The sequence below is a fragment of the Streptomyces sp. NPDC057877 genome (assembly GCF_042796855.1).
Taxonomy (GTDB): domain Bacteria; phylum Actinomycetota; class Actinomycetes; order Streptomycetales; family Streptomycetaceae; genus Streptomyces.
On the sequence record NZ_JBHVMS010000003.1, the window covers coordinates 50,723 to 70,906 of the forward strand.

Consider the following 20,184-nt stretch of genomic DNA (forward strand, 5'->3'; position numbering starts at 1 on the left):
ACGTAGGCTTGCTCCATGGAGACGGGGAGCCCGGCGAACAGCCCGGAAGGCACCGAGAGCACCGGGGTGGCGCGGCCGGAGCCGGAGTGGATCGGTCTGCCGCCGGGGCTGCTGCGGATGCGACGGCTGTTGCTGGTGGTGTGTCTGGGGCTGCTGACCCTGGCGACCGGGCTGCTGCCCGGCCTGTTCGCGGGCCCCGCGTGGGCGGCCCTCGCGCTGCTGCCGCTGGCGCTGACGGCCTGGGGCTGGGTGATGCTCGGCCGCAACTGGCGCTCCTGGCGGTACGCCGAGCGCGCCGACGACCTGCTGATCAGCCGGGGCGTGCTGTGGCGGGGGACCACGGTGGTGCCGTACGGGCGGATGCAGCTGGTGGAGGTCACCTCCGGGCCCGTGGAGCGGCACTTCGGGCTGGCCAGCGTGCAGCTGCACACCGCGGCCGCCGCGACCGACGCCACCATTCCCGGGCTCGACCCGGCCGAGGCGGAGCGGCTCCGCGACCGGCTCACCGAGCTGGGCGAGGCCCGATCGGCGGGGCTGTGACCACGCCGGGGACGCACGACAAGGTCCGCCGTGAGGTGATCGAGCGGCGGCTGCACCCCGTGACCCCGCTGCGGCGGGCGTGGGCACCGGTCGCGGTGCTCATCGGGTGGGCCCTGCACGACCCGGACCAGGCGCAGCGCCAGCTGACCCGGCTGACGACGACCACCTTGCTGCTCGCGCTCGCGGTGCTCCTCCCGGCCGCCGCCCTGTACGGCTTTCTGACGTGGTGGTTCACCCACTTCGCGGTGACGGACACCGAACTGCGCATCCGTACCGGCCTGTTGTTCCGGCGCACCGCGCACATCCGCCTGGAGCGGATCCAGGCCGTCGACGTCACCCAGCCGCTGCTCGCGCGGGTCGCCGGTGTCGCCAAGCTCAAACTCGACGTCATCGGCACGGCCAAGAAGGACGAACTCGCCTTCCTGGGCGAGCGGGAGGCCCGCACCCTGCGTGCCGAACTGCTCGCGCGGGCGGCCGGTTTCGCGCCGGAGACCGCGGATCAGGTCGGCGAGGCACCGGTCCAGCGGCTGCTGCGGGTGCCGCCGCGCGTGCTCGCCCTCTCGCTGGTGCTGACCGGCGCCACCTGGGGCGCGCTGGCCGCCGCCGTTGTCGTACCGCCGGTGCTGTGGCTGGTCACGGGGAGCGTGTGGACCGTCCTCGCCGTGGGCCTGCCGCTGCTGGGCGCGGCGGGCGCGAGCAGTGTCGGACGGTTCGTCGCCGAGTACGACTGGACGGTGGGCGATTCACCGGACGGACTGCGCATCGACCGGGGGCTCCTCGACCGGGTGCACGAGACGGTGCCGCCGGGGCGGGTGCAGACCGTGCGGATCGTGGAGCCGCTGCTGTGGCGGCGGCGCGGCTGGGTGCGGGTGGAGCTGGACGTGGCCGGATCGTCCAACTCGCTGCTCGTTCCCGTCGCCCCGCGCGAGGTCGCCGAATCCGTCGTCGCCCGGGTGCTGCCCGGCGTGCGGGTGCCGTCGCGGTCGGCGCTGTCCCGGCCGCCGCGCCGCGCGGGCCGGTGCGTGCCGGTGTGGTGGCGCGGGTACGGCTTCGGCGCCACCGACGCCGTGTTCACCGCCCGGCACGGGCTGCTGCGCCGCAGCCTCGCGCTCGTTCCGCACGCGAAGGTGCAGAGCGTCCGCCTCACCCAGGGCCCCTGGCAGCGCCTCTGGGGCCTCACGGACGTACACGTGGACACAGGAGCCAACAAGACCGTCACAGCCCGCCTGAGGGACGCTCAGGAGGCCGCGGGGATCCTGCGCGCCCAGGCCGAGCGGTCCCGCACCGGGCGCAGGGACGCCCGGCCGGACCGCTGGATGGCCTGAGCCACCCACGCGGGCGGGAGTCAGGAGGCCGCGGTGCGCAGGCGCTCCAGGTCGATCTGCTCGGTCTCGTCGTGCTCCGTCAGGTCGATGACCTGACCAGCCGCGCGGGAGCCCTCGTCCGCGGGCTTGAACCCGGACTCGGCCTCCGCCTTGTGCAGGTCGAGTGCCTCCCGGCCGACGACGTCGGCGAGGTCCTCGTTCTGCACGGCGGCCTCCAGTTCGTTGGCGCCGGACTGCTTCGTACCGAAGAAGTCGAAGCCGCCCTCGGCCGTGGGGCGCCGCACGGGCGCGCTCGCCGGTACGACGGCCACCGCGGTCGGCACGGTGAAGTGGCCGCCGGGCTGCCGCGCGGGCGGGGCGGGGCGCGCGTCCTTCACGCTTTCAGCGCTCTCCGCACCCTTGGTGTCGGCGACCGCGCGCTGGTGCCCGTCGGCCGCCTCGGGCTTCCCCTTGACCTCGGCCTCCTGGGCCTCGGGTTCCTTGGATCCGGATCCCTCGGCTTCGGCGCTCTTGGCTTCGGGCGCCTTGGCTTCAGTTGCCTTGGCCTCGGTCGCCTTGGCCTCGGTCGCCTTGGCCTCAGTCGCCTTGGCTTCGGGCTTGCGTGCCCCGGCCTTGTCCTCGTCGTGCTGTCGCGCTCCGTCCCGCGGTCCGGTGGCGCTGTCCTTCCGCGCGGGCGCGTCACCGTCGAACCGCGCGAGTGCCGCGTTCGCGCGCAGGAACAACTGGGAGCCCTCCGGCGAGAAGAGTCCGGAAACCGTCGCCTTCCGCACGCCGGTTTCAGGGGATTCAGCGGATTCGACGCTTTCGGTCTCCTCGGCCACCGGCCCCGGCGGCAGCGCGGGCGCCGGTACGGCGGCCTCGATCTCCAGCAGACGGCGGCCTTCCAGGGCGCTCGCCCGTTCGGTCTCCGCGGTGGCGTAACGCCGCAGCAGGCCCGCGTGTTCGTTGCGCAGCTTCTGCAACTCCGCGCGCTTGGTGCGCAGTCGGTGCTCCAGCTTGACGCGCAGTTCGCGCGATTCGTCGAGGTCGGTCTCCAGTTCGGCGACCCGTTCCTCGAAACGCCACTCGTCGCCCGCCCGCGCGCGCGTGAGGTCGGCCACCTGTTTACCGGCCTGCGTGTCCCAGCGGCGCATGACAACCGCGCCGGTCACCGCCGTCAGCGCGGCCGCCGCGGCCAGACCGCGGAGCACGCCCGGTTCGGTGAACACCCAGGGACCCAGTGCGCAGACAAGGGAGACGCCTGCGATCGCCGACGGAGGCAGCAGCCTGTGCAAAGGCGGGGAATGGCGGTGACGTCCACGTGGCATGGCCAGAAACTTACCGCGCGTAGGCGAATCGTGGTGGCCGGGGCCGTAAAAACAAAGCCATCACGACGACTTCGAACGATCCATGAATTTCAGGCAAGATCATTTGCAATGAACATCCGGTCGTCTTTGATCATGCCGTTGCAGATCGGCGCCCCGGTCGGGCCTACGCTGAATGTATGAGCAAGCAGAGCGGACGCGGACAGGTCGCGGGTCTTCCGGAGTGGGACCGCTGCGCGGTCATGGGGGTCGTGAACGTCACCCCCGATTCCTTCTCCGACGGCGGCCGCTGGTTCGACACGACCGCCGCCATCAAGCACGGCCTGGACCTGGTCGCCGAGGGCGCCGACCTGGTCGACGTCGGCGGCGAGTCCACCCGCCCCGGCGCCACCCGGGTCGACGAGGCCGAGGAACTCCGCCGGGTCGTCCCCGTCGTCCGCGGACTCGCCTCCGAGGGCGTCGCCATCTCCGTCGACACCATGCGCGCCTCGGTCGCCGAGCAGGCCCTCGCGGCCGGTGCCGCACTCGTCAACGACGTCAGCGGCGGACTCGCCGACCCCGCGATGATCCCGGTGGTGGCCCAGGCGGGCGCCCCCTTCGTCGTCATGCACTGGCGGGGCTTCCTGGCGGGCGGCAACGTCAAGGGCGTCTACGACGACGTGGTCACCGAAGTCGTCGACGAACTGCACGCGCGCGTGGCGGCTGTCCTGGACGGCGGCATCGCCCCCGACCGCATCGTCGTCGACCCCGGCCTCGGCTTCTCCAAGGGCGCCGAACACGACCTCGCCCTGCTCGCCGCCCTGGACCGGCTGCACGCCCTGGGCCATCCGCTGCTCGTCGCCGCCTCCCGCAAGCGCTTCCTCGGCCGCGTCCTGGCCGGACCCGAGGGCGCCCCGCCGCCCGCGCGGGAACGCGACGCCGCCACCGCCGCCGTCTCCGCGCTCGCGGCGCACGCCGGAGCGTGGGCGGTCCGCGTGCACGAGGTGCGCGCGACGGCGGACGCGGTACGGGTCGCACGCGCCATCGAGGGAGCGCGCACCCCGGAGCACGGCGCCGAGCACAACGCCGAGGCAGCCCGCGCCGAGAACAACACGGCCCGCGACAAGGACACCACCGAAGACAACCCCGAAGCAGCCCACCCCGAGGCCACCCCGTGAGCGCCCCCCACACCGACGTCGAGCAGGTCGAGCAGGCCAACACCGCCTTCTACGAGGCACTGGAGCGGGGCGACTTCGAAGAGGTCTCCAGGCTCTGGCTCGCCCCCGGCGACCTGGGCGTCGACGAGACGTACCACGACCCCGCGGACACCGGCGTGATCTCCTGCGTGCATCCGGGCTGGCCGGTGCTGACCGGTCGCGGCGAGGTCCTGAGGTCGTACGCGCTGATCATGGCGAACACCGACTACATCCAGTTCTTCCTCACCGACGTGCATGTCTCCGTCACCGGCGACACCGCCCTGGTGACCTGCACCGAGAACATCCTCAGCGGTGGTCCCCCGCCCGAGGGCGGCGATGAGCTGGGGCCGCTCGTCGGGCAGCTCGTGGTCGCCACGAACGTGTTCCGGCGCACGCCGGAGGGATGGAAGCTCTGGTCGCACCACGCCTCCCCCGTCCTCGCCGAAACCGACGAGGACGGGGACGACGACACGCCCTCCTGAGGGGGTAGGCGGACCACGAGGGCCGCTACGCGGTCCGACCAAGGCCGAACGTGGTTGGAATCACGGTCCCCCGGGTATGGGCGGCTACCAGCCCGTGAGCCGCCGGATTCCCCGGGGGAAACACCTGGTGAATCCTCCCGGCCCCGGTCCGGGCCGTGCCCCCGTGGCCCGGCTCTGTCAGTGCCCGCAGGTAGATTCGTCCGAGGCCGGTGTGGAGCCCGCACCCGTTACGAACCGGCCACAACCGACGATTGCAGGAGTGATTCGCGTGGATCGTGTCGCGCTGCGCGGCCTGAGGGCTCGCGGGTACCACGGGGTGTTCCCCAGGGAGCGCGAGGAGGGCCAGACCTTCGTCGTGGACCTCGTCCTCGGCCTGGACACCCGACCGGCCGCGGCCGACGACGACCTGGCGAAGACCGTGCACTACGGCATCGTGGCCGAGGAGGTCGTGGCCGTCGTCGAGGGTGAGCCCGTCAATCTCATCGAGACGCTGGCCGAACGCATCGCCCAGACCTGTCTGAAGCACCAAGGGGTCGAGGAGGTCGAGGTCAGCGTCCACAAACCCGACGCGCCGATCACGGTGCCCTTCGACGACGTGACCGTCACGATCTCCCGGAGTCGAGCATGACCGCGTTCTTCACCGAGGGGCAGAGCGACCCGACCGTGCAGCCGGTGCCCGCCTCCGTCGTCGAGAAGGTGGACGCCGCCGACACCACCCTGCACAACCCCCAGCGCGCGGTGATCTCCCTCGGCTCCAACCTCGGCAACCGCCTCGAGAACCTCCAGGGAGCCGTCGACGCCCTGGAGGACACCCCCGGCCTGCGCATCAAGGCGGTCTCGCCGGTGTACGAGACGGAGCCGTGGGGCGTCGAGCCCGGCAGCCAGCCCTCGTACTTCAACGCGGTCGTGGTCCTGAAGACCACGCTCCCCCCGTCGTCCCTGCTGGAGCGGGCGCACGCGGTCGAGGAGGCCTTCCACCGGGTCCGCGACGAACACTGGGGCCCGCGCACCCTCGACGTCGACATCGTCGCGTACGCCGACGTGGTCTCCGACGACCCGCAGCTCACCCTGCCCCACCCGCGCGCCCACGAACGCGCCTTCGTGCTCGCGCCCTGGCACGACGTCGACCCCGACGCCCAGCTGCCCGGCCGCGGCCCCGTCGCCGCTCTGCTCGGCACCGTGACCCGGGACGGCGTCGCCCCGCGAGCGGACCTGGAACTCCGGCTGCCCGAGTAGTCGTTAAGGTCGACACGACCACCGTCCGGTCCGCCGGACATCCAGGGAGCCGAAGGGACACCGTGAGAGAGCTGCGCATCAGGACGCTGGCCGGAGTGTTCGTCGTGGCCGGAATCCTGTCCTGGGCGGGCGCCCGCCTGTGGAACTCCGTCGGAACCCTGCCGAGCGTCCCCCTGGCCGCCCCCATCGTCCTCGCCCTGATCGCCGCGGTCCTGCTGTCCACGGCGCTCTCACTGCGCTCCCGGCTCAAGGCCCAGCGCGAGCGGCGCCCCGACGCCAAGGGCGTCGACCCGATGATGGCGGCCCGCGCGGTGGTCTTCGGCCAGGCCAGCGCCCTGGTCGCCGCCCTCGTCGCCGGGATGTACGGCGGCACGGGCGTCTTCCTGCTGGAACTCCTCGACATCCCCGCCCGCCGTGACCAGGCCATCTACGCCGGAACCTCGGTCGTGGCGGGCATCGCCGTCATAGCGGCCGCCCTCTTCCTGGAGCGCGTCTGCAAGCTCCCGGAGGACGACGAACAGGGCGGCCCGGGCGCGGCACCGGCGGCGTGACCCCGCGGGGTCAGTGCGCCATGATCAGGCTCATCGCCTCGTTGCGCGTCGCCGCGTCCCGCAGCTGACCCCGCACCGCCGAGGTGATGGTCAGCGCGCCCGGCTTGCGGATCCCGCGCATCGACATGCACATGTGCTCGCACTCCACGACCACGATCACCCCGCGCGGCTCCAGGATCTCCATCAGGGAGTCCGCGATCTGCGTGGTGAGTCGTTCCTGCACCTGCGGCCGACGGGCGTAGACATCCACCAGCCGGGCCAGCTTCGACAGCCCGGTGATCTTGCCGCTGGTGGCCGGAATGTACCCCACGTGCGCGACGCCCCGGAACGGCACCAGGTGGTGCTCACAGGTCGAGTACACCTCGATGTCCTTCACCAGCACCATCTCGTCGTGCCCGATGTCGAACGTCGTGGTCAGCACGTCCTCCGGCTTCTGCCACAGCCCGGCGAATATCTCCCGGTACGCCCGCGCCACCCGCGCGGGCGTCTCCTTGAGGCCCTCACGGTCCGGGTCCTCGCCGACCGCGATCAGCAGTTCGCGTACGGCGTTCTCGGCACGCTTCTCGTCGAACTCGCCGATGGTGCCCTCGCCGTCCAGCGTCACGGGGTCGGTCATGTGTGGTGCCTCGTTCCTGTGCTGTCACGCGTGAGAGCACGCGTCCGATCTGCGGAAATAGGAAAATGCCGCGCCCCCCAAGGCTAGAACCTGGGGGGCGCGGCATCCATTCCTCGCCAAGTGAGGTGACCCTCACTCGGACCGGCGCGGCGCGTCAGCTGTCGGAACGCTCCTCGGGGGCCGGTTCGGCCACCGGGCCGCCGGTCTCCGTGGGGGCGCTGGCGGTGCTCTTCGCGGTGATCGCCGCCGTCGCGCCGTTGGCGCCGTTCGTCAGTGCCAGCTCCTTCGGGGAGAGCACCGGCGGACGGGTGGACGGCGTACGGCGGGAGGAACCGGTCCAGGCGGGCCGCGGCGGACGCTTGACGATCGGGGCGAAGATCTCGGCGATCTCCTCCTTGCCCAGCGTCTCCCGCTCCAGGAGGGCCAGGACGAGGTTGTCGAGGACGTCGCGGTTCTCGACCAGGATCTCCCACGCCTCGTTGTGCGCGGTCTCGATGAGCTTCTTGACCTCTTCGTCGACCAGCGCGGCGATCTCTTCCGAGTAGTCGCGCTGGTGAGCCATCTCACGTCCGAGGAACGGCTCGCTGTTGTCGCCGCCGAACTTGATGGCGCCGAGCCGCTCGGTCATGCCGTACTGCGTGACCATCGCGCGGGCCAGGTTGGTGGCCTTCTCGATGTCGTTCGCGGCGCCCGTCGTCGGGTCGTGGAAGACCAGTTCCTCGGCCGCGCGACCGCCCAGCATGTAGGCCAGCTGGTCGAGCATCTCGTTGCGCGTGGTCGAGTACTTGTCCTCGTCCGGCAGGACCATGGTGTAGCCGAGGGCACGGCCACGGGACAGGATCGTGATCTTGTGGACCGGGTCGGAGTTCGGGGAGGCCGCCGCGACCAGGGCGTGGCCGCCCTCGTGGTACGCGGTGATCTTCTTCTCCTTGTCCGACATGATCCGGGTCCGCTTCTGCGGACCGGCCACGACACGGTCGATCGCCTCGTCGAGCATCTTGTTGTCGACCAGCTTCTGGTCGCTGCGGGCCGTCAGCAGCGCGGCCTCGTTCAGCACGTTGGCCAGATCCGCACCCGTCATGCCCGGCGTACGGCGGGCGACGGCCGACAGGTCGACGTCCTCGGCGACCGGCTTGCCCTTCTGGTGGACCTTCAGGATCTCCAGGCGGCCCTGCATGTCCGGGCGGTCGACCGCGATCTGCCGGTCGAAGCGGCCGGGGCGCAGCAGCGCCGGGTCGAGGATGTCGGGCCGGTTCGTCGCGGCGATGAGGATCACGCCGCCCTTGACGTCGAAGCCGTCCATCTCGACCAGCAGCTGGTTCAGGGTCTGCTCGCGCTCGTCGTGACCGCCGCCGAGACCGGCGCCACGGTGCCGGCCGACCGCGTCGATCTCGTCGACAAAGACGATCGCCGGGGCGTTCGCCTTGGCCTGCTCGAACAGGTCACGGACCCGGGAGGCACCGACACCGACGAACATCTCGACGAAGTCGGAACCGGAGATCGAGTAGAAGGGAACGCCCGCCTCACCCGCGACGGCACGCGCGAGCAGCGTCTTGCCCGTACCAGGGGGGCCGTACAGCAGTACGCCCTTGGGGATCTTGGCGCCGACGGCCTGGAACTTCGCCGGTTCCTGGAGAAACTCCTTGATCTCGTGGAGTTCCTCGACGGCCTCGTCCGACCCGGCGACGTCCGCGAACGTCGTCTTCGGGGTGTCCTTGGTGATGAGCTTGGCCTTCGACTTGCCGAAGTTCATCACGCGCGAGCCGCCGCCCTGCATCTGATTCATCAGGAACAGGAAGACGACCACGATGAGGACGAAGGGGAGCAGCGAGAGCAGCACGCCGACAAAGGGGTTCTGCTTGGACGGCGAAACGGTGTAGCCGTCCGGGATCTGCTTGTCCTGGAACTTGGTTTGCAGCGTCTGGGCGATGGTCACACCCTGGTCGCCGATGTAGCTCGCCTGGATCTTCGAGCTGTCCTCGACCTTTACGCCGTCCTTGAGCTGGACCTTGATGGTCTGCTCGTCGCCGGTGGTCAGCTTGGCTGATTCGACCTTGTTGTCATTGATCGCCTGGACGACCTGGCCGGTGTCCACCGTCTTGTAGCCGCCGGACGAGCCGACGACCTGCATCAACACGACCACGGCAAGGACGGCCAGCACGATCCACATGACCGGCCCACGGAAGTATCGCTTCACGTCCATCCATACGGAGCGGTGCCGCCCCGTCCCTCCTGCCATAGTGAGTTTGATAAGACAGTTCTTCTGACGGTACCCCAGCATTGTGGCCCCAAGCCGCGCGGGACGGCTGGCGAACCCGTCTGCATGCTCCAACGGCGCGAGGCCCGCCGGGGTTCCCGATCTTCGTACGGAGCTGGGCCCTTCGGGTCAGACCCGTGGCCGTCTCCGGCTCAGCCGCCGTAGACGTGGGGCGCGAGAGTACCCACGAACGGGAGGTTGCGGTACTTCTCGGCGTAGTCGAGGCCGTAGCCCACGACGAACTCGTTCGGGATGTCGAAGCCGACCCACTCCACCTCGATGGCGACCTTGGCGGCGTCCGGCTTGCGCAGCAGGGTGCACACCTTCAGCGACTCCGGCTCGCGCGAGCCGAGGTTCGACAGCAGCCAGGACAGGGTCAGGCCCGAGTCGATGATGTCCTCGACGATCAGGACGTGCTTGCCCTTGATGTCGGTGTCCAGGTCCTTGAGGATCCGCACGACGCCGGAGGACTGGGTGCCCGCGCCGTAGGAGGACACGGCCATCCAGTCCATGGTGACGGGGGTGGACAGCGCCCGCGCGAGGTCGGCCATGACCATCACCGCGCCCTTGAGGACGCCGACGATCAGCAGGTCCTTGCCCGCGTACTCCGCGTCGATCTTCGCGGCCAGCTCGGAGAGCTTCGCGTCGATCTCTTCCTTGGTGATGAGCACCTGCTTGAGGTCCGCACCCATGTCTTTCGCGTCCACCCGCATCACTTTCGGTCGTCCCACCGGCTGTCCGGCCGCTCCTCGACGAGGCGAGGGCGGCCGGTGCGCGCCCCGAGGGGGAGCCTTTTCAGCCTTGCCGAATCACCAGTCTGCCACCCTGACGCTGGGCGACGACTTTGCCGGGGAGGTTGATGACCCCCTGACCACGCCAGCCGGTGATCAACCGGTCGACTTCCTCGATGTGGCGGGCGAACAGCGAACCGGCCGGGGCACCGGCGTCGATGGCCGCGCGGCGCAGGATTCTGCGGCGCACGGCGGGCGGCAGGGCGTAGAGCTTGGCGCACTCCAGCAGGCCCGCCGCGTCGCGGACCCCGGCCTCGGCCTGGCCAGCCCAGGCGTCGAGGGCGTCGGCGTCGTCGCGGGAGAGCTGGGCCGTGCGGGCGAGGGCCTCGACGACGCCCTTGCCGAGCGCCTTCTCCAGGGCGGGCAGGCCCTCGTGCCGCAGCCTCGACCGCGTGTAGGCGGGATCGGCGTTGTGCGGGTCGTCCCAGACGGGGAGGGACTGGACCATGCAGGCCTTGCGGGCGGTCTGCCGGTCGAGGCCGAGGAAGGGCCTCCGGTAACGGCCGTCGGCCCCCGAGACCGCGGCCATCCCGGACAGGGAGCGGATGCCGGAGCCACGGGCGAGGCCGAGCAGGACGGTTTCGGCTTGGTCGTCGCGGGTGTGGCCGAGCAGGACCGCGGCCGCGCCGTGGCGGTCGACGGCGGCGTCCAGCGCGGCGTAGCGGGCGTCGCGGGCGGCGGCTTCCGGGCCGCCGTCGCGGCCCACGGTCACGGCGGTGGACTCGACGGGGTCGAGGCCGAGTTCGCGCAGGCGCTGGACGACCTCCGCGGCGCGTGCGTCGGAGTCGGTCTGGAGGCCGTGGTCGACGGTGACGCCGCCCGCGCGGATGCCGAGCTTGGGCGCTTCGAACGCGAGTGCGGAGGCCAGGGCCATGGAATCGGCGCCGCCGGAGCACGCCACGAGCACGAGCGGCGAGGGGGAGCGCTCGTGGGACGGGACGGCGGGGGTACGGCCGTATTCGGTGAGGATGTCGTGGAGGACGCGGCGGACCGCCAGGCGTATCGCCGCGACCGCAGGATGGGGACCCATGTCCGGTTCCCTTCATGAAGTTGTCGGGGGTGAGCCCGAGGTTCGGTCACTCAGAGTGTGTAGATGGTGACAGAACCGGGCCGTTCCCCGAGCATTGCACGCCTACCCATGGCTCACGGTCCCTCGGACGGGTGATTGAAGGGGCGTTCGCCTGCCGTCGGCGGGATTCGGTTCACGACCCCGCGGCGCTGTTCACCCCTCCGCCTTGCGGTGCACCCGCGCGACCCAGTCCGCCGGTTTGGCGATCTCCGACTTGGTGGGAAGGGTGTTCGGCGAGGTCCACACGCGGTTGAAACCGTCCATGCCGACCTCCTCCACCACGGCCCGCACGAAGCGCTCGCCGTCACGGTACTGCCGGAGCTTGGCGTCCAGGCCGAGGAGCTTGCGCAGCGCGAGGTCGAGGCGGGAGGCGCCCTTCGCGCGGCGCTGCTGGAACTTCTCGCGGATCTCCGCGACCGACGGTACGACCGCCGGTCCCACGCCGTCCATCACGAAGTCGGCGTGCCCCTCCAGCAGGGACATCACGGCGGTGAGACGACCGAGGATCTCCCGCTGCGCCGGGGTCTGCACGATCTCCACCAGGGACCGGCCGCCGTCGTCCTCCTCGGCCTCGGGGCGCCCCCCGGCGAGGCTCTGGGCGGCCTCGCGGATGCGCTCCAGGACGGTCATGGGGTCGACGTCGGTCTCCCCCAGGAATGACTGGATCTCACTCTCGAGGTGGTCCCGCAGCCAGGGCACCGCGCTGAACTGGGTGCGGTGCGTCTCCTCGTGCAGGCACACCCACAGGCGGAAGTCGTGCGGCTCGACGTCGAGTTCGCGCTCCACGTGCACGATGTTCGGGGCGACGAGCAGCAGCCGCCCGCCGCCGTTCGCACCGGCGGGCAGGTCCCGCGTGGACGGGGCGAAGGTCTCGTACTGGCCGAGGACGCGGGAGGCCAGGAACGACAGCAGCATGCCCAGCTCCACGCCGGTGACCTTGCCGCCGACCGTGCCGAGGACCATGCCGCCCGGGGTGCTGCCGCGCCGCTCCTGCATCTTGTCGAGCAGCGGTTTGAGGATCTCGCGGAACCCGGCGACGTTCGCCCGGACCCAGCCGGGGCGGTCCACCACCAGAACGGGTGTGTCGTGCATCTCCTCCGTGCCCATCCGGGTGAACCCCCGGACGTGGTCCTCCGAGGCCTTGGCATGGCGGCGGAGTTCCGCGACGACGGCCCGCGCCTCGTCACGGCTGACCTCGGGGCCCGGACGCACCAGCCGGGTCGCGGTCGCCACCGCGAGGTTCCAGTCGACCATCCCAGAAGAAGCGGCACCACCGATGCTCGTCATGCGTCAACCGTACGTGAGCGTTCCCACTTGGGGCAGGCCGTAGCGGTCGGCAGGGGGTACGGCCGTACGGCGCGGGGGGTGCAGCCGTACGGCCCAGAGGTACGCCGTACAGCACGGGGGGTGCAGCCGTACGACCCAGAGGTACGGCCGTACAGCGCGGGGGGTGCGAGAGCCCGCCGCCGCACCCCTATCGGCAACCGCACGCCGCCAGCGCCGTCGCCGCCCGGTCAAGCACCGCCTGGGCCGCCGTCGGGTCCGTGGTGCCCTCCGCCAGGAAGGCGAACGCCAGCACCCGGCCGTCGGCCGCGACGACCGTGCCCGCGAGGGTGTTGACGCCGGTGAGAGTGCCGGTCTTGGCGCGTACGACGCCGGCGGCGCCGTCCGTGTAGCGGCCGCTCAGCGTGCCGGTGAACCCCGCCACCGGCAGGCCGGTGAGGGTGGCGCGCAGCTCGGGGTGGCCGGGGTCGGCGGCGGTCACCAGCAGGGCGGTCAGCAGGTGCGCGGAGAGCCGGTTGTCACGGCTGAGTCCGCTGCCGTCCTTGACGACGGCGCCCTCCACCGGCAGTCCGAGCTTCTTCAGCCGCGCGTGGATGGCGCGCCCCGCGCCGTCGAAGTCGGGGCGCTCGCCGCTGGCGAGGGCGGTGTGCCGCGCGAGGTGCTCGGCGAGGTCGTTGTCGCTGTTGGTCAGCATCCGCTCGACCAGGGTGGACAGGGGCGGCGAGGAGACGCTGGCGAGGGCGCCCGCGCGGGTGGTGGCCTTGGAGGGGCCGGGGGCGGTCGTCTTGATGCCGTGGTCCTCGAGGAAGCCCGCGAAGGCGCGGGTCGCCTCGGCCGCCGGGTCCTCCGCGCGGAGCACCGGCCCGCGCGTGGAGTCGTCCGTGCGGGCCTCGTCGGCCATCAGTGCCGTCACGCGCGCGAGGTTGCCGTTCACGCCGATGGAGTGCAGGTCGCCACCGGCGTACAGGGTGGTGTCGTAGGAGAGCGTGACCTCGCGTACGTCGCGCTTCTCCAGGGCGGCGGCGGTGTCCGCGGCGAGGGTGCGCAGGCTGGCCCAGCCGTCGGCGTCCTCACGGGCGGTGAGGGTGGGGTCGCCGCCGCCGACGAGGACGAGTTCGCGGGTGTCGGGCTCGAAGGCCGCGCGGGTGGTGAGGCGGTGGTCGGGGCCGAGGGCGGCCAGGGCGGCGACGGCGGTGGCCAGTTTGGTGGTGGAGGCGGGGGTGAAGGTCTCGCCGGTGGCCGAGCCGTGCAGTTGCTTGCCGGTGGTCAGGTCGACGACCGAGGCGGCGCGGCGGGCGCCGAGCGCCGCGTCACCGAGCAGCGGGCCCAGGACCTCGGCGAGCGTGGGCCCGTTCGGCGCCGAGCGCACCGTCTCGGCGCCCAGGCCGGTCAGCACGGAGGCGGCGCTGGGCGCGGGCCGTGGGGCACCGGCGGCGCTGTCGGAACCGCCGGAGGTGCCGGACGTAGCGGAATTACGTTCGTGATCTGCGCCACCCGGGCGTTCCGCGGCGATGGCGCGCGCCCGCTCGGCCGTACGCTGGCCGGAGGAGTCCCAGGGGCCCGCGACGGTCACCGCACCGGCGGTCAGCGCCAGCCCGACGACCGTGGCTCCGGTCGTGTACTGCCAGGTGTTCACCCCTGTGACCTGCGGTTTCACCGCCTGCGCCAGCCGTGTGACCCGCGGCCGGGCGGCCGTCGCCACTCGGCTGAGCCGGGGGCGTACGGCATCCGCGATCCGCGCCACACGCGGCCCCGCGGCCCGCCAAGGCCTCAGCTCAGGCACGACCACCAGCCCCTTTCGCGATCACCCACCTGCGTAGGGGACACTTAACCACCAGAACTGCGTGCTGATCATGGAGGAGCCACCGGTGGAGTTCGACGTCACGATCGAGATCCCGAAGGGTTCGCGGAACAAGTACGAGGTGGACCACGAGACCGGTCGTATCCGCCTGGACCGCCGACTCTTCACCTCGACGACCTACCCGGCCGACTACGGCTTCGTCGAGAACACCCTGGGCGAGGACGGTGACCCCTTGGACGCGCTCGTCATCCTGGACGAGCCGACCTTCCCCGGCTGCCTCATCAAGTGCCGCGCGGTGGGCATGTTCCGGATGACCGACGAGGCGGGCGGCGACGACAAGCTGCTGTGCGTCCCGGCGTCCGACCCGCGGATGGAGCACCTGCGGGACATCCACCACGTCGCGGAGTTCGACCGCCTGGAGATCCAGCACTTCTTCGAGGTCTACAAGGACCTCGAGCCCGGCAAGTCCGTGGAGGGCGCCGACTGGGTCGGCCGCACCGAGGCGGAGGCCGAGCTGGAGAAGTCGTACAAGCGCTTCAAGGAGCAGGGCGGCCACTGAGCCCCTACCTTGCCGCCTGCGGGCCGTGTGACCTCCTTGTGGGGTGGCGCGGCCCGTCGGCGTATCCGGGGAGCGCCCCGGCGGTCCAGTGCCCGGTGGTTCTGTGTCCCGGTGGTTGTGTGCCCCGGTGGTTCTGTGCCCCGGTGGTTCTGTGCCCCGGTGGTCTGGTGCGCATACTGAGGCTGTCGTAACGGGGCACAGGAGTAATGACGGAGTCGTACGTCGTACAGGGAGCGCTGCGCAAGTGACGGACGCGGAGGACCGTAAGCCGCATTCGGACGAGGCGAGGAGCGCGTTCGTGCCGTCGGTGGACGGTGAGTCGTCGACGACGTCCGAGTTCGCGGTGCCGGAGGGCCTCGACGTCCCCAAGGTCGTGGCCGAGCCGGAGGCGACCTCGGAGTTCTCCGTCCCCAAGGGACTCGACGTGCGTCCCGCGGGCGAGCAGGAGGGGTCGGCGTTCAGCACGCCGAGCACCTACAGCGCGCGCAGTGCGCCGCCCGCGTTCACCCCGCCGAGCGGTGTGCCGGTCGTCAGCCTCACGAAGGACGCGCCGTGGCAGGTGCGGATGCGCACGATGCTGCGGCTGCCGGTGACCGAGCGGCCCGCGCCGGAGCCGGGGCCGAAAGCGGAGGAGGGCGGACCGGCCGCCCCGCGCGTGCTCGACCTGACGCTGCGTATCGGGGAGCTGCTGCTGGCGGGCGGGGAGGGCGCCGAGGACGTGGAGGCGGCGATGTTCGCCGTCTGCCGGTCCTACGGCCTGGACCGCTGCGAGCCGAACGTCACCTTCACCCTGCTGTCGATCTCCTACCAGCCGTCCCTGGTGGACGATCCGGTCACCGCCTCGCGGACGGTACGTCGACGGGGCACCGACTACACCCGGCTGGCGGCCGTCTTCCAGTTGGTCGACGACCTGAGCGACCCGGAGAACCATCTCTCCCTGGAGGACGCCTACCGGCGGCTCGCGGAGATGCGCCGCAACCGCCACCCCTACCCGACCTGGGTGCTGACGGCGGCGAGCGGGCTGCTCGCGGGCGCGGCCTCGGTGCTGGTGGGCGGTGGTGTGCTGGTGTTCCTCGCCGCCGCGCTGGGCGCCATGCTCGGGGACCGGCTGGCGTGGCTGTGCGCCGGGCGCGGGCTGCCGGAGTTCTACCAGTTCACGGTCGCCGCGATGCCCCCGGCCGCCATAGGGGTCGCGCTCACGCTGGCACACGCCGACGTGAAGGCGTCCGCGGTCATCACCGGTGGGCTGTTCGCGCTGCTGCCCGGGCGGGCTCTGGTGGCGGGCGTGCAGGACGGTCTGACCGGCTTCTACATCACCGCCGCCGCCCGTCTGCTGGAGGTCATGTACTTCTTCGTGGGCATCGTCGTCGGGGTGCTGGTGGTGCTCTACTTCGGGGTCCAGCTGGGTGCCCAGCTCAACCCGGACGCGGCGCTCAGCATCGAGGAACGGCCGCTGTTGCAGCTCGGCGCGTCGATGCTGCTGTCGCTCACCTTCGCGGTGCTGCTCCAGCAGGAACGATCCACCGTGCTGGCGGTCACCCTCAACGGCGGTATCGCGTGGGCGGTCTACGGCGCCATGCACTACGCGGGCGACCTGTCCCCCGTCGCCTCCACGGCCGTCGCGGCGGGCCTGGTGGGCCTCTTCGGTCAGTTGCTGTCCCGCTACCGCTACGCGTCCGCGCTGCCCTACACGACGGCCGCGATCGGGCCCCTGCTGCCGGGTTCCGCGACGTACTTCGGACTGCTGTCGATCGCCCAGAACGACGTCGACAGCGGCCTGGACTCCCTCACCAAGGCCGGTGCGCTCGCCATCGCCATCGCGATCGGGGTCAACCTGGGGTCGGAGGTGTCGCGCCTCTTCCTGCGGGTGGGCTCTCCGGAGGGGCGGAAGGGCGCGAAGCGGACGCGCGGGTTCTGAGCGGCACGCGCGCGTGAGGGTCGCCCGGCTGCTTGCGGGCGGACGTCCACCGGACGGGCGCCTTGCGGACAGAAACTGACCGCAAGGGCTCCTACCGTCGTCGGTGTCGGGCCAGAGGGCCCGCGAGACGCGGCGGGAAACGGCGAGAGGCGGCCACGATGGTGATGCACGTACGCGCGGAGGCACACGGCGACGAGCGCGGGGCGCTGCTGGCGTTCCTGGCCGAGCAGCGGGGCGCGCTGCGGCGGACGGTGCTCGGGCTGCCGGAGGAGCAGGCGGCGGCCCGGCCCAGCGCGAGCGAGCTGACCCTGGCCGGGCTGGTCAAGCATGTCGCCGAGGTCGAGCAGGGCTGGGTCGCGCGGGCGCGCGGCGAGGCGCCCGCGGTGCGCCGGGACGAGTCGAACTGGCACGAGTGCTTCCGGCTCGTCGGCGACGAGACGGTGGCGGAGCAGTTGGCGTACTGGGAGAAGGTCGCCGCCGAGACGGAGGCGTTCCTCCGCGCGGTGCCCAGCCTCGACGACACCTTCGCCCTGCCGAACGACCCGTGGTTCCCGCCGGACGAGCGCGTCTCCATGCGCTGGCTGGCCCTCCACCTGATCCGTGAGACGGCCCGGCACGCGGGCCACGCCGACATCGTCCGCGAGTCCCTCGACGGCCGGACGGCCTTCGAGCTGATCGCGATGGAGCAGGGCTCGGAGCCGCGGTGAGGGGGCGGGTCCTAACCTGGACCGCATGTCAGCGATCCGTCTCCTGGTGCTGGGCGCGGTGCGCCAGCACGGGCGGGCCCATGGGTACCAGGTGCGCAACGACCTGGAGTACTGGGGCGCGCACGAGTGGTCCAACGCCAAGCCCGGCTCGATCTACCACGCCCTGAAACAGATGGCGAAACAGGGCCTCCTGCACGCGCACGAGATCGCCCCGTCGACGGCGGGCGGGCCGCCGCGCACCGAGTACGAGATCACCCCGGCGGGCGACGAGGAGTTCTTCTCGCTGTTGCGCGAGGCCCTCGTCGCCTACGACCAGAAGATGGACGTCAAGTCCGCCGCCATCGGCTTCATCGTCGATCTGCCCCGGGACGAGGCCGTGGCGCTGCTGAAGGAGCGCACCCGGCGCATCGAGGAGTGGCGGTCGGCGGTCACCGAGCACTACGTGCCGGAGTCCGGCCCCGAACAGCTGGGCCACATCGGCGAGATCATGAACCTGTGGGTGCACACGGCCGACGGCGAGGCCGAGTGGACCCGGGGGCTGATCGGACGCATCGAGGGCGGGGCGTACACCTTCGCCGGTGAGGGCGAGCCGTTCGTCGGGGTCCTGGCGGACGGGGAGGAGAACCCGTACGCCACCGGGGAGCGGCATCCGGACGACCGCCGCTGAGAGGGACATCCACCAGGACATCCACCAGGGCATCCACTAATCAAGTTTGACCAATGGTCGGCGCGGGCATACCCTGGCTTCAGTGGTCAAGTTTGACTAGTAAGGGGGTCTCGTGGCCGACGCGGCTATCACCGTCGTAGGGGCACACAAGAAGTACGGCGGCAAGGGCGGCAAACCCGCGCTGGCGGGGCTGGACCTGACCGTCGCCCGAGGCACGGTGCACGGGGTGCTCGGGCCCAACGGGGCGGGCAAGACGACCCTGGTCCGCATCCTGTCCACGCTGCTGCGGCCGGACACCGGCAGGGTCGAGGTGGCCGGGTACAACGCCGTGACCCAGGCCCGCGAAGTGCGCTTCCGCATCGGCCTGCTCGGCCAGCACGCGGCGCTCGACGAGGAACTCGGCGGCCACCAGAACCTGGAGATGTTCGGCCGCCTCTACCACCTCGGCGCCCGCCGCGCCCGCACCCGCGCGGGCGAACTGCTGGAGCGCTTCGGCCTCGCCGACACCGGGCGCAAGGCGGTCAAGCAGTACAGCGGCGGCATGCGGCGCCGCCTCGACCTCGCCGCGTCCCTGATCACCGAACCGGAGGTGCTCTTCCTGGACGAACCCACGACCGGCCTCGACCCGCGCGGGCGCGCCGAGGTGTGGTCGGCCGTCCGCTCCCTGGTCGGCGGCGGTACGACGGTCCTGCTCACCACCCAGTACCTGGAGGAGGCCGACCAGCTCGCCGACCGCATCTCGGTCGTCGACCGGGGCCGTGTCGTCGCCGAGGGTTCGGCGGGCGAGCTGAAGGCGATGACGGGCGGCAACCGCATCGACGTCGTCCTGCGCGACGCCGGTCAGCTCGGCGCCGCCGTCGCCCTGCTGCCGGTGCCGAAGGACACCGTCTCGGTCGACACCGACCGACGGCTGCTCAGCGCCCCGGTCACCGACCGGATGGCGGCCCTCTCCAGCGTCGTGCGGGCCCTGGAGGAGGGCGGTGTCGACGCCGAGGACATCGCCCTGCGCCGTCCGACGCTGGACGAGGTCTTCCTGCACCTCACGGGCGACGACCGCCGAGAGAGGGACGACCGCCAAGAGAGGGAGGCCGTGTGAGCGTGCACGCACTGACCGATTCCTGGACCATGACCCGGCGGGAGCTGGCCCACTGGGCCCGGCAGCCGGTGCAGTTGGCCGTGAACCTGGCCTTCGCGGTGATGCTGCTGCTGATGTTCGGATATCTGATCGGCGGCGGCCGGGGCGTGAGCGGGCCGTACGTCGACTATCTGGTGCCCGGCATGCTGGCGCTCACCATGGCGTTCGGCCTGGAGAGCACGATGCTGGCCGTCACCCAGGACCTCAACAAGGGCGTGATCGACCGGTTCCGCTCGATGCCCATGGCCGATGGCGCGGTACTGGTGGGCCGGTCGGCCGCCGACATGTTCCAGTCGGCGCTGACCCTGGCCGTCCTCATCGCCGTCGGCCACGCGCTGGGCTGGCGCACCCATGGCGGGGCTGGCGCGTTCCTCGGGGCGGTGGGTCTGCTGCTGCTGTTCCGGTTCGCCATGCTGTGGATCGGCATCCACCTGGCGCTGGTCGCCGGGAAGCCGGAGATGGTGCAGGCCGTCCAGATCCTGGTCTGGCCGGTCGGCTTCCTCTCCAACGCGATCGCCGAACCCGGGTCGATGCCGGACTGGCTGGGCACGGCCGTCGAGTGGAACCCGATGTCCCAGACCGCCACGGCCGTCCGCGACCTGTTCGGCAACCCGGGTGGTGAGCCGGGCCATGTCTGGGCCGCCGTCGCCTGGCCGTTGGCGCTGCTCGCGGTGTTCTTTCCGCTGGCGGTACGGCGGTTCGGGCGGCTGAGCAAGTAATCGGGCCGAAGGTGGAACCCCTGAGCGATCCGCGGTGTACCAGAAGCA

General features: G+C 71.5%; 20 protein-coding genes. 13 read left to right on the forward strand and 7 right to left on the reverse strand.

The window, feature by feature from the left end; translation table 11 throughout:
- The first annotated feature begins 15 nt into the window (after positions 1-15).
- Both ACFVQG_RS07855 and ACFVQG_RS07860 read left to right on the forward strand, forming a co-directional pair.
- Complete coding sequence (locus ACFVQG_RS07855; protein ID WP_383378087.1) at positions 16-540, forward strand: PH domain-containing protein; 525 nt, start codon at positions 16-18, stop codon at positions 538-540.
- On the forward strand, positions 537-1,865 hold the full coding sequence (locus tag ACFVQG_RS07860) for a PH domain-containing protein (protein WP_383378089.1): 1,329 nt from the start codon (positions 537-539) through the stop codon (positions 1,863-1,865). Before ACFVQG_RS07855 ends, ACFVQG_RS07860 begins: the two co-directional genes overlap by 4 nt.
- A gap of 20 nt (positions 1,866-1,885) precedes the next feature.
- Here the strand turns inward: ACFVQG_RS07860 and ACFVQG_RS07865 are convergent, their stop codons facing one another.
- Complete coding sequence (locus ACFVQG_RS07865) at positions 1,886-3,172, reverse strand: hypothetical protein (protein ID WP_383378093.1); 1,287 nt, start codon at positions 3,170-3,172, stop codon at positions 1,886-1,888.
- A 176-nt stretch (positions 3,173-3,348) separates the two neighbouring features.
- Between ACFVQG_RS07865 and folP the strand changes: the two genes are divergently transcribed.
- The 5 genes from folP (at position 3,349) to ACFVQG_RS07890 (ending at position 6,613) form a co-directional block, all read left to right on the forward strand.
- Positions 3,349-4,326, forward strand: a complete 978-nt coding sequence (folP, locus tag ACFVQG_RS07870) for a dihydropteroate synthase (protein WP_383378095.1) — start codon at positions 3,349-3,351, stop codon at positions 4,324-4,326.
- Entirely contained in the window at positions 4,323-4,826 is a 504-nt protein-coding gene (locus tag ACFVQG_RS07875; protein ID WP_383378097.1) for a nuclear transport factor 2 family protein, read from the forward strand. The genes folP and ACFVQG_RS07875 overlap by 4 nt, the downstream gene beginning before the upstream one ends.
- Positions 4,827-5,094: 268 nt before the next feature.
- Positions 5,095-5,454 carry a dihydroneopterin aldolase gene (folB, locus tag ACFVQG_RS07880; RefSeq protein ID WP_383378099.1) on the forward strand — a complete coding sequence of 120 codons (360 nt, stop codon included), beginning with the start codon at positions 5,095-5,097 and terminating at the stop codon, positions 5,452-5,454.
- Positions 5,451-6,062, forward strand: a complete 612-nt coding sequence (gene folK / locus ACFVQG_RS07885; protein WP_383378101.1) for a 2-amino-4-hydroxy-6-hydroxymethyldihydropteridine diphosphokinase — start codon at positions 5,451-5,453, stop codon at positions 6,060-6,062. The genes folB and folK overlap by 4 nt, the downstream gene beginning before the upstream one ends.
- 62 nt (positions 6,063-6,124) lie before the next feature.
- Positions 6,125-6,613, forward strand: a complete 489-nt coding sequence (locus ACFVQG_RS07890) for a DUF3180 domain-containing protein (protein ID WP_383378103.1) — start codon at positions 6,125-6,127, stop codon at positions 6,611-6,613.
- A gap of 10 nt (positions 6,614-6,623) precedes the next feature.
- On the opposite strand, the gene folE is transcribed toward ACFVQG_RS07890, so the two are convergent.
- The 6 genes from folE to dacB form a co-directional block, all read right to left on the reverse strand.
- Entirely contained in the window at positions 6,624-7,229 is a 606-nt protein-coding gene (folE, locus tag ACFVQG_RS07895; protein ID WP_383378105.1) for a GTP cyclohydrolase I FolE, read from the reverse strand.
- Positions 7,230-7,383: 154 nt separating this feature from the next.
- Complete coding sequence (gene ftsH / locus ACFVQG_RS07900; protein WP_383378107.1) at positions 7,384-9,432, reverse strand: ATP-dependent zinc metalloprotease FtsH; 2,049 nt, start codon at positions 9,430-9,432, stop codon at positions 7,384-7,386.
- Between the two features lie 206 nt (positions 9,433-9,638).
- A complete protein-coding gene (gene hpt / locus ACFVQG_RS07905) occupies positions 9,639-10,199 on the reverse strand; it encodes a hypoxanthine phosphoribosyltransferase (RefSeq protein ID WP_383379708.1) in 561 nt (186 codons plus the stop codon).
- 82 nt (positions 10,200-10,281) lie between these two features.
- Positions 10,282-11,307, reverse strand: coding sequence for a tRNA lysidine(34) synthetase TilS (gene tilS, locus ACFVQG_RS07910; protein ID WP_383378109.1), 1,026 nt, complete (start codon positions 11,305-11,307; stop codon positions 10,282-10,284).
- A 192-nt stretch (positions 11,308-11,499) separates the two neighbouring features.
- On the reverse strand, positions 11,500-12,633 hold the full coding sequence (locus ACFVQG_RS07915; protein WP_383378111.1) for a zinc-dependent metalloprotease: 1,134 nt from the start codon (positions 12,631-12,633) through the stop codon (positions 11,500-11,502).
- Between the two features lie 187 nt (positions 12,634-12,820).
- The gene (gene dacB / locus ACFVQG_RS07920) at positions 12,821-14,419 is read right to left on the reverse strand and encodes a D-alanyl-D-alanine carboxypeptidase/D-alanyl-D-alanine-endopeptidase (RefSeq protein ID WP_383378113.1); all 1,599 of its coding nucleotides are present in this window, start codon (positions 14,417-14,419) and stop codon (positions 12,821-12,823) included.
- A gap of 79 nt (positions 14,420-14,498) precedes the next feature.
- Here dacB and ACFVQG_RS07925 point away from each other — a divergent pair, with 79 nt between their 5' ends.
- The 6 genes from ACFVQG_RS07925 (at position 14,499) to ACFVQG_RS07950 (ending at position 20,136) form a co-directional block, all read left to right on the forward strand.
- Positions 14,499-14,990, forward strand: a complete 492-nt coding sequence (locus tag ACFVQG_RS07925) for an inorganic diphosphatase (protein ID WP_383378115.1) — start codon at positions 14,499-14,501, stop codon at positions 14,988-14,990.
- 244 nt (positions 14,991-15,234) lie between these two features.
- The gene (locus tag ACFVQG_RS07930; RefSeq protein ID WP_383378117.1) at positions 15,235-16,908 is read left to right on the forward strand and encodes a threonine/serine exporter ThrE family protein; all 1,674 of its coding nucleotides are present in this window, start codon (positions 15,235-15,237) and stop codon (positions 16,906-16,908) included.
- Positions 16,909-17,066: 158 nt separating this feature from the next.
- On the forward strand, positions 17,067-17,615 hold the full coding sequence (locus ACFVQG_RS07935; protein WP_383378119.1) for a DinB family protein: 549 nt from the start codon (positions 17,067-17,069) through the stop codon (positions 17,613-17,615).
- Between the two features lie 25 nt (positions 17,616-17,640).
- Complete coding sequence (locus ACFVQG_RS07940) at positions 17,641-18,282, forward strand: PadR family transcriptional regulator (protein ID WP_383378121.1); 642 nt, start codon at positions 17,641-17,643, stop codon at positions 18,280-18,282.
- A 112-nt stretch (positions 18,283-18,394) separates the two neighbouring features.
- Positions 18,395-19,378 (forward strand): ATP-binding cassette domain-containing protein, encoded by a 984-nt coding sequence (locus ACFVQG_RS07945; protein WP_383378123.1) that lies wholly within the window; start codon positions 18,395-18,397, stop codon positions 19,376-19,378.
- Positions 19,375-20,136, forward strand: coding sequence for an ABC transporter permease (locus ACFVQG_RS07950; RefSeq protein ID WP_383378125.1), 762 nt, complete (start codon positions 19,375-19,377; stop codon positions 20,134-20,136). The genes ACFVQG_RS07945 and ACFVQG_RS07950 overlap by 4 nt, the downstream gene beginning before the upstream one ends.
- Positions 20,137-20,184 lie beyond the last annotated feature (48 nt).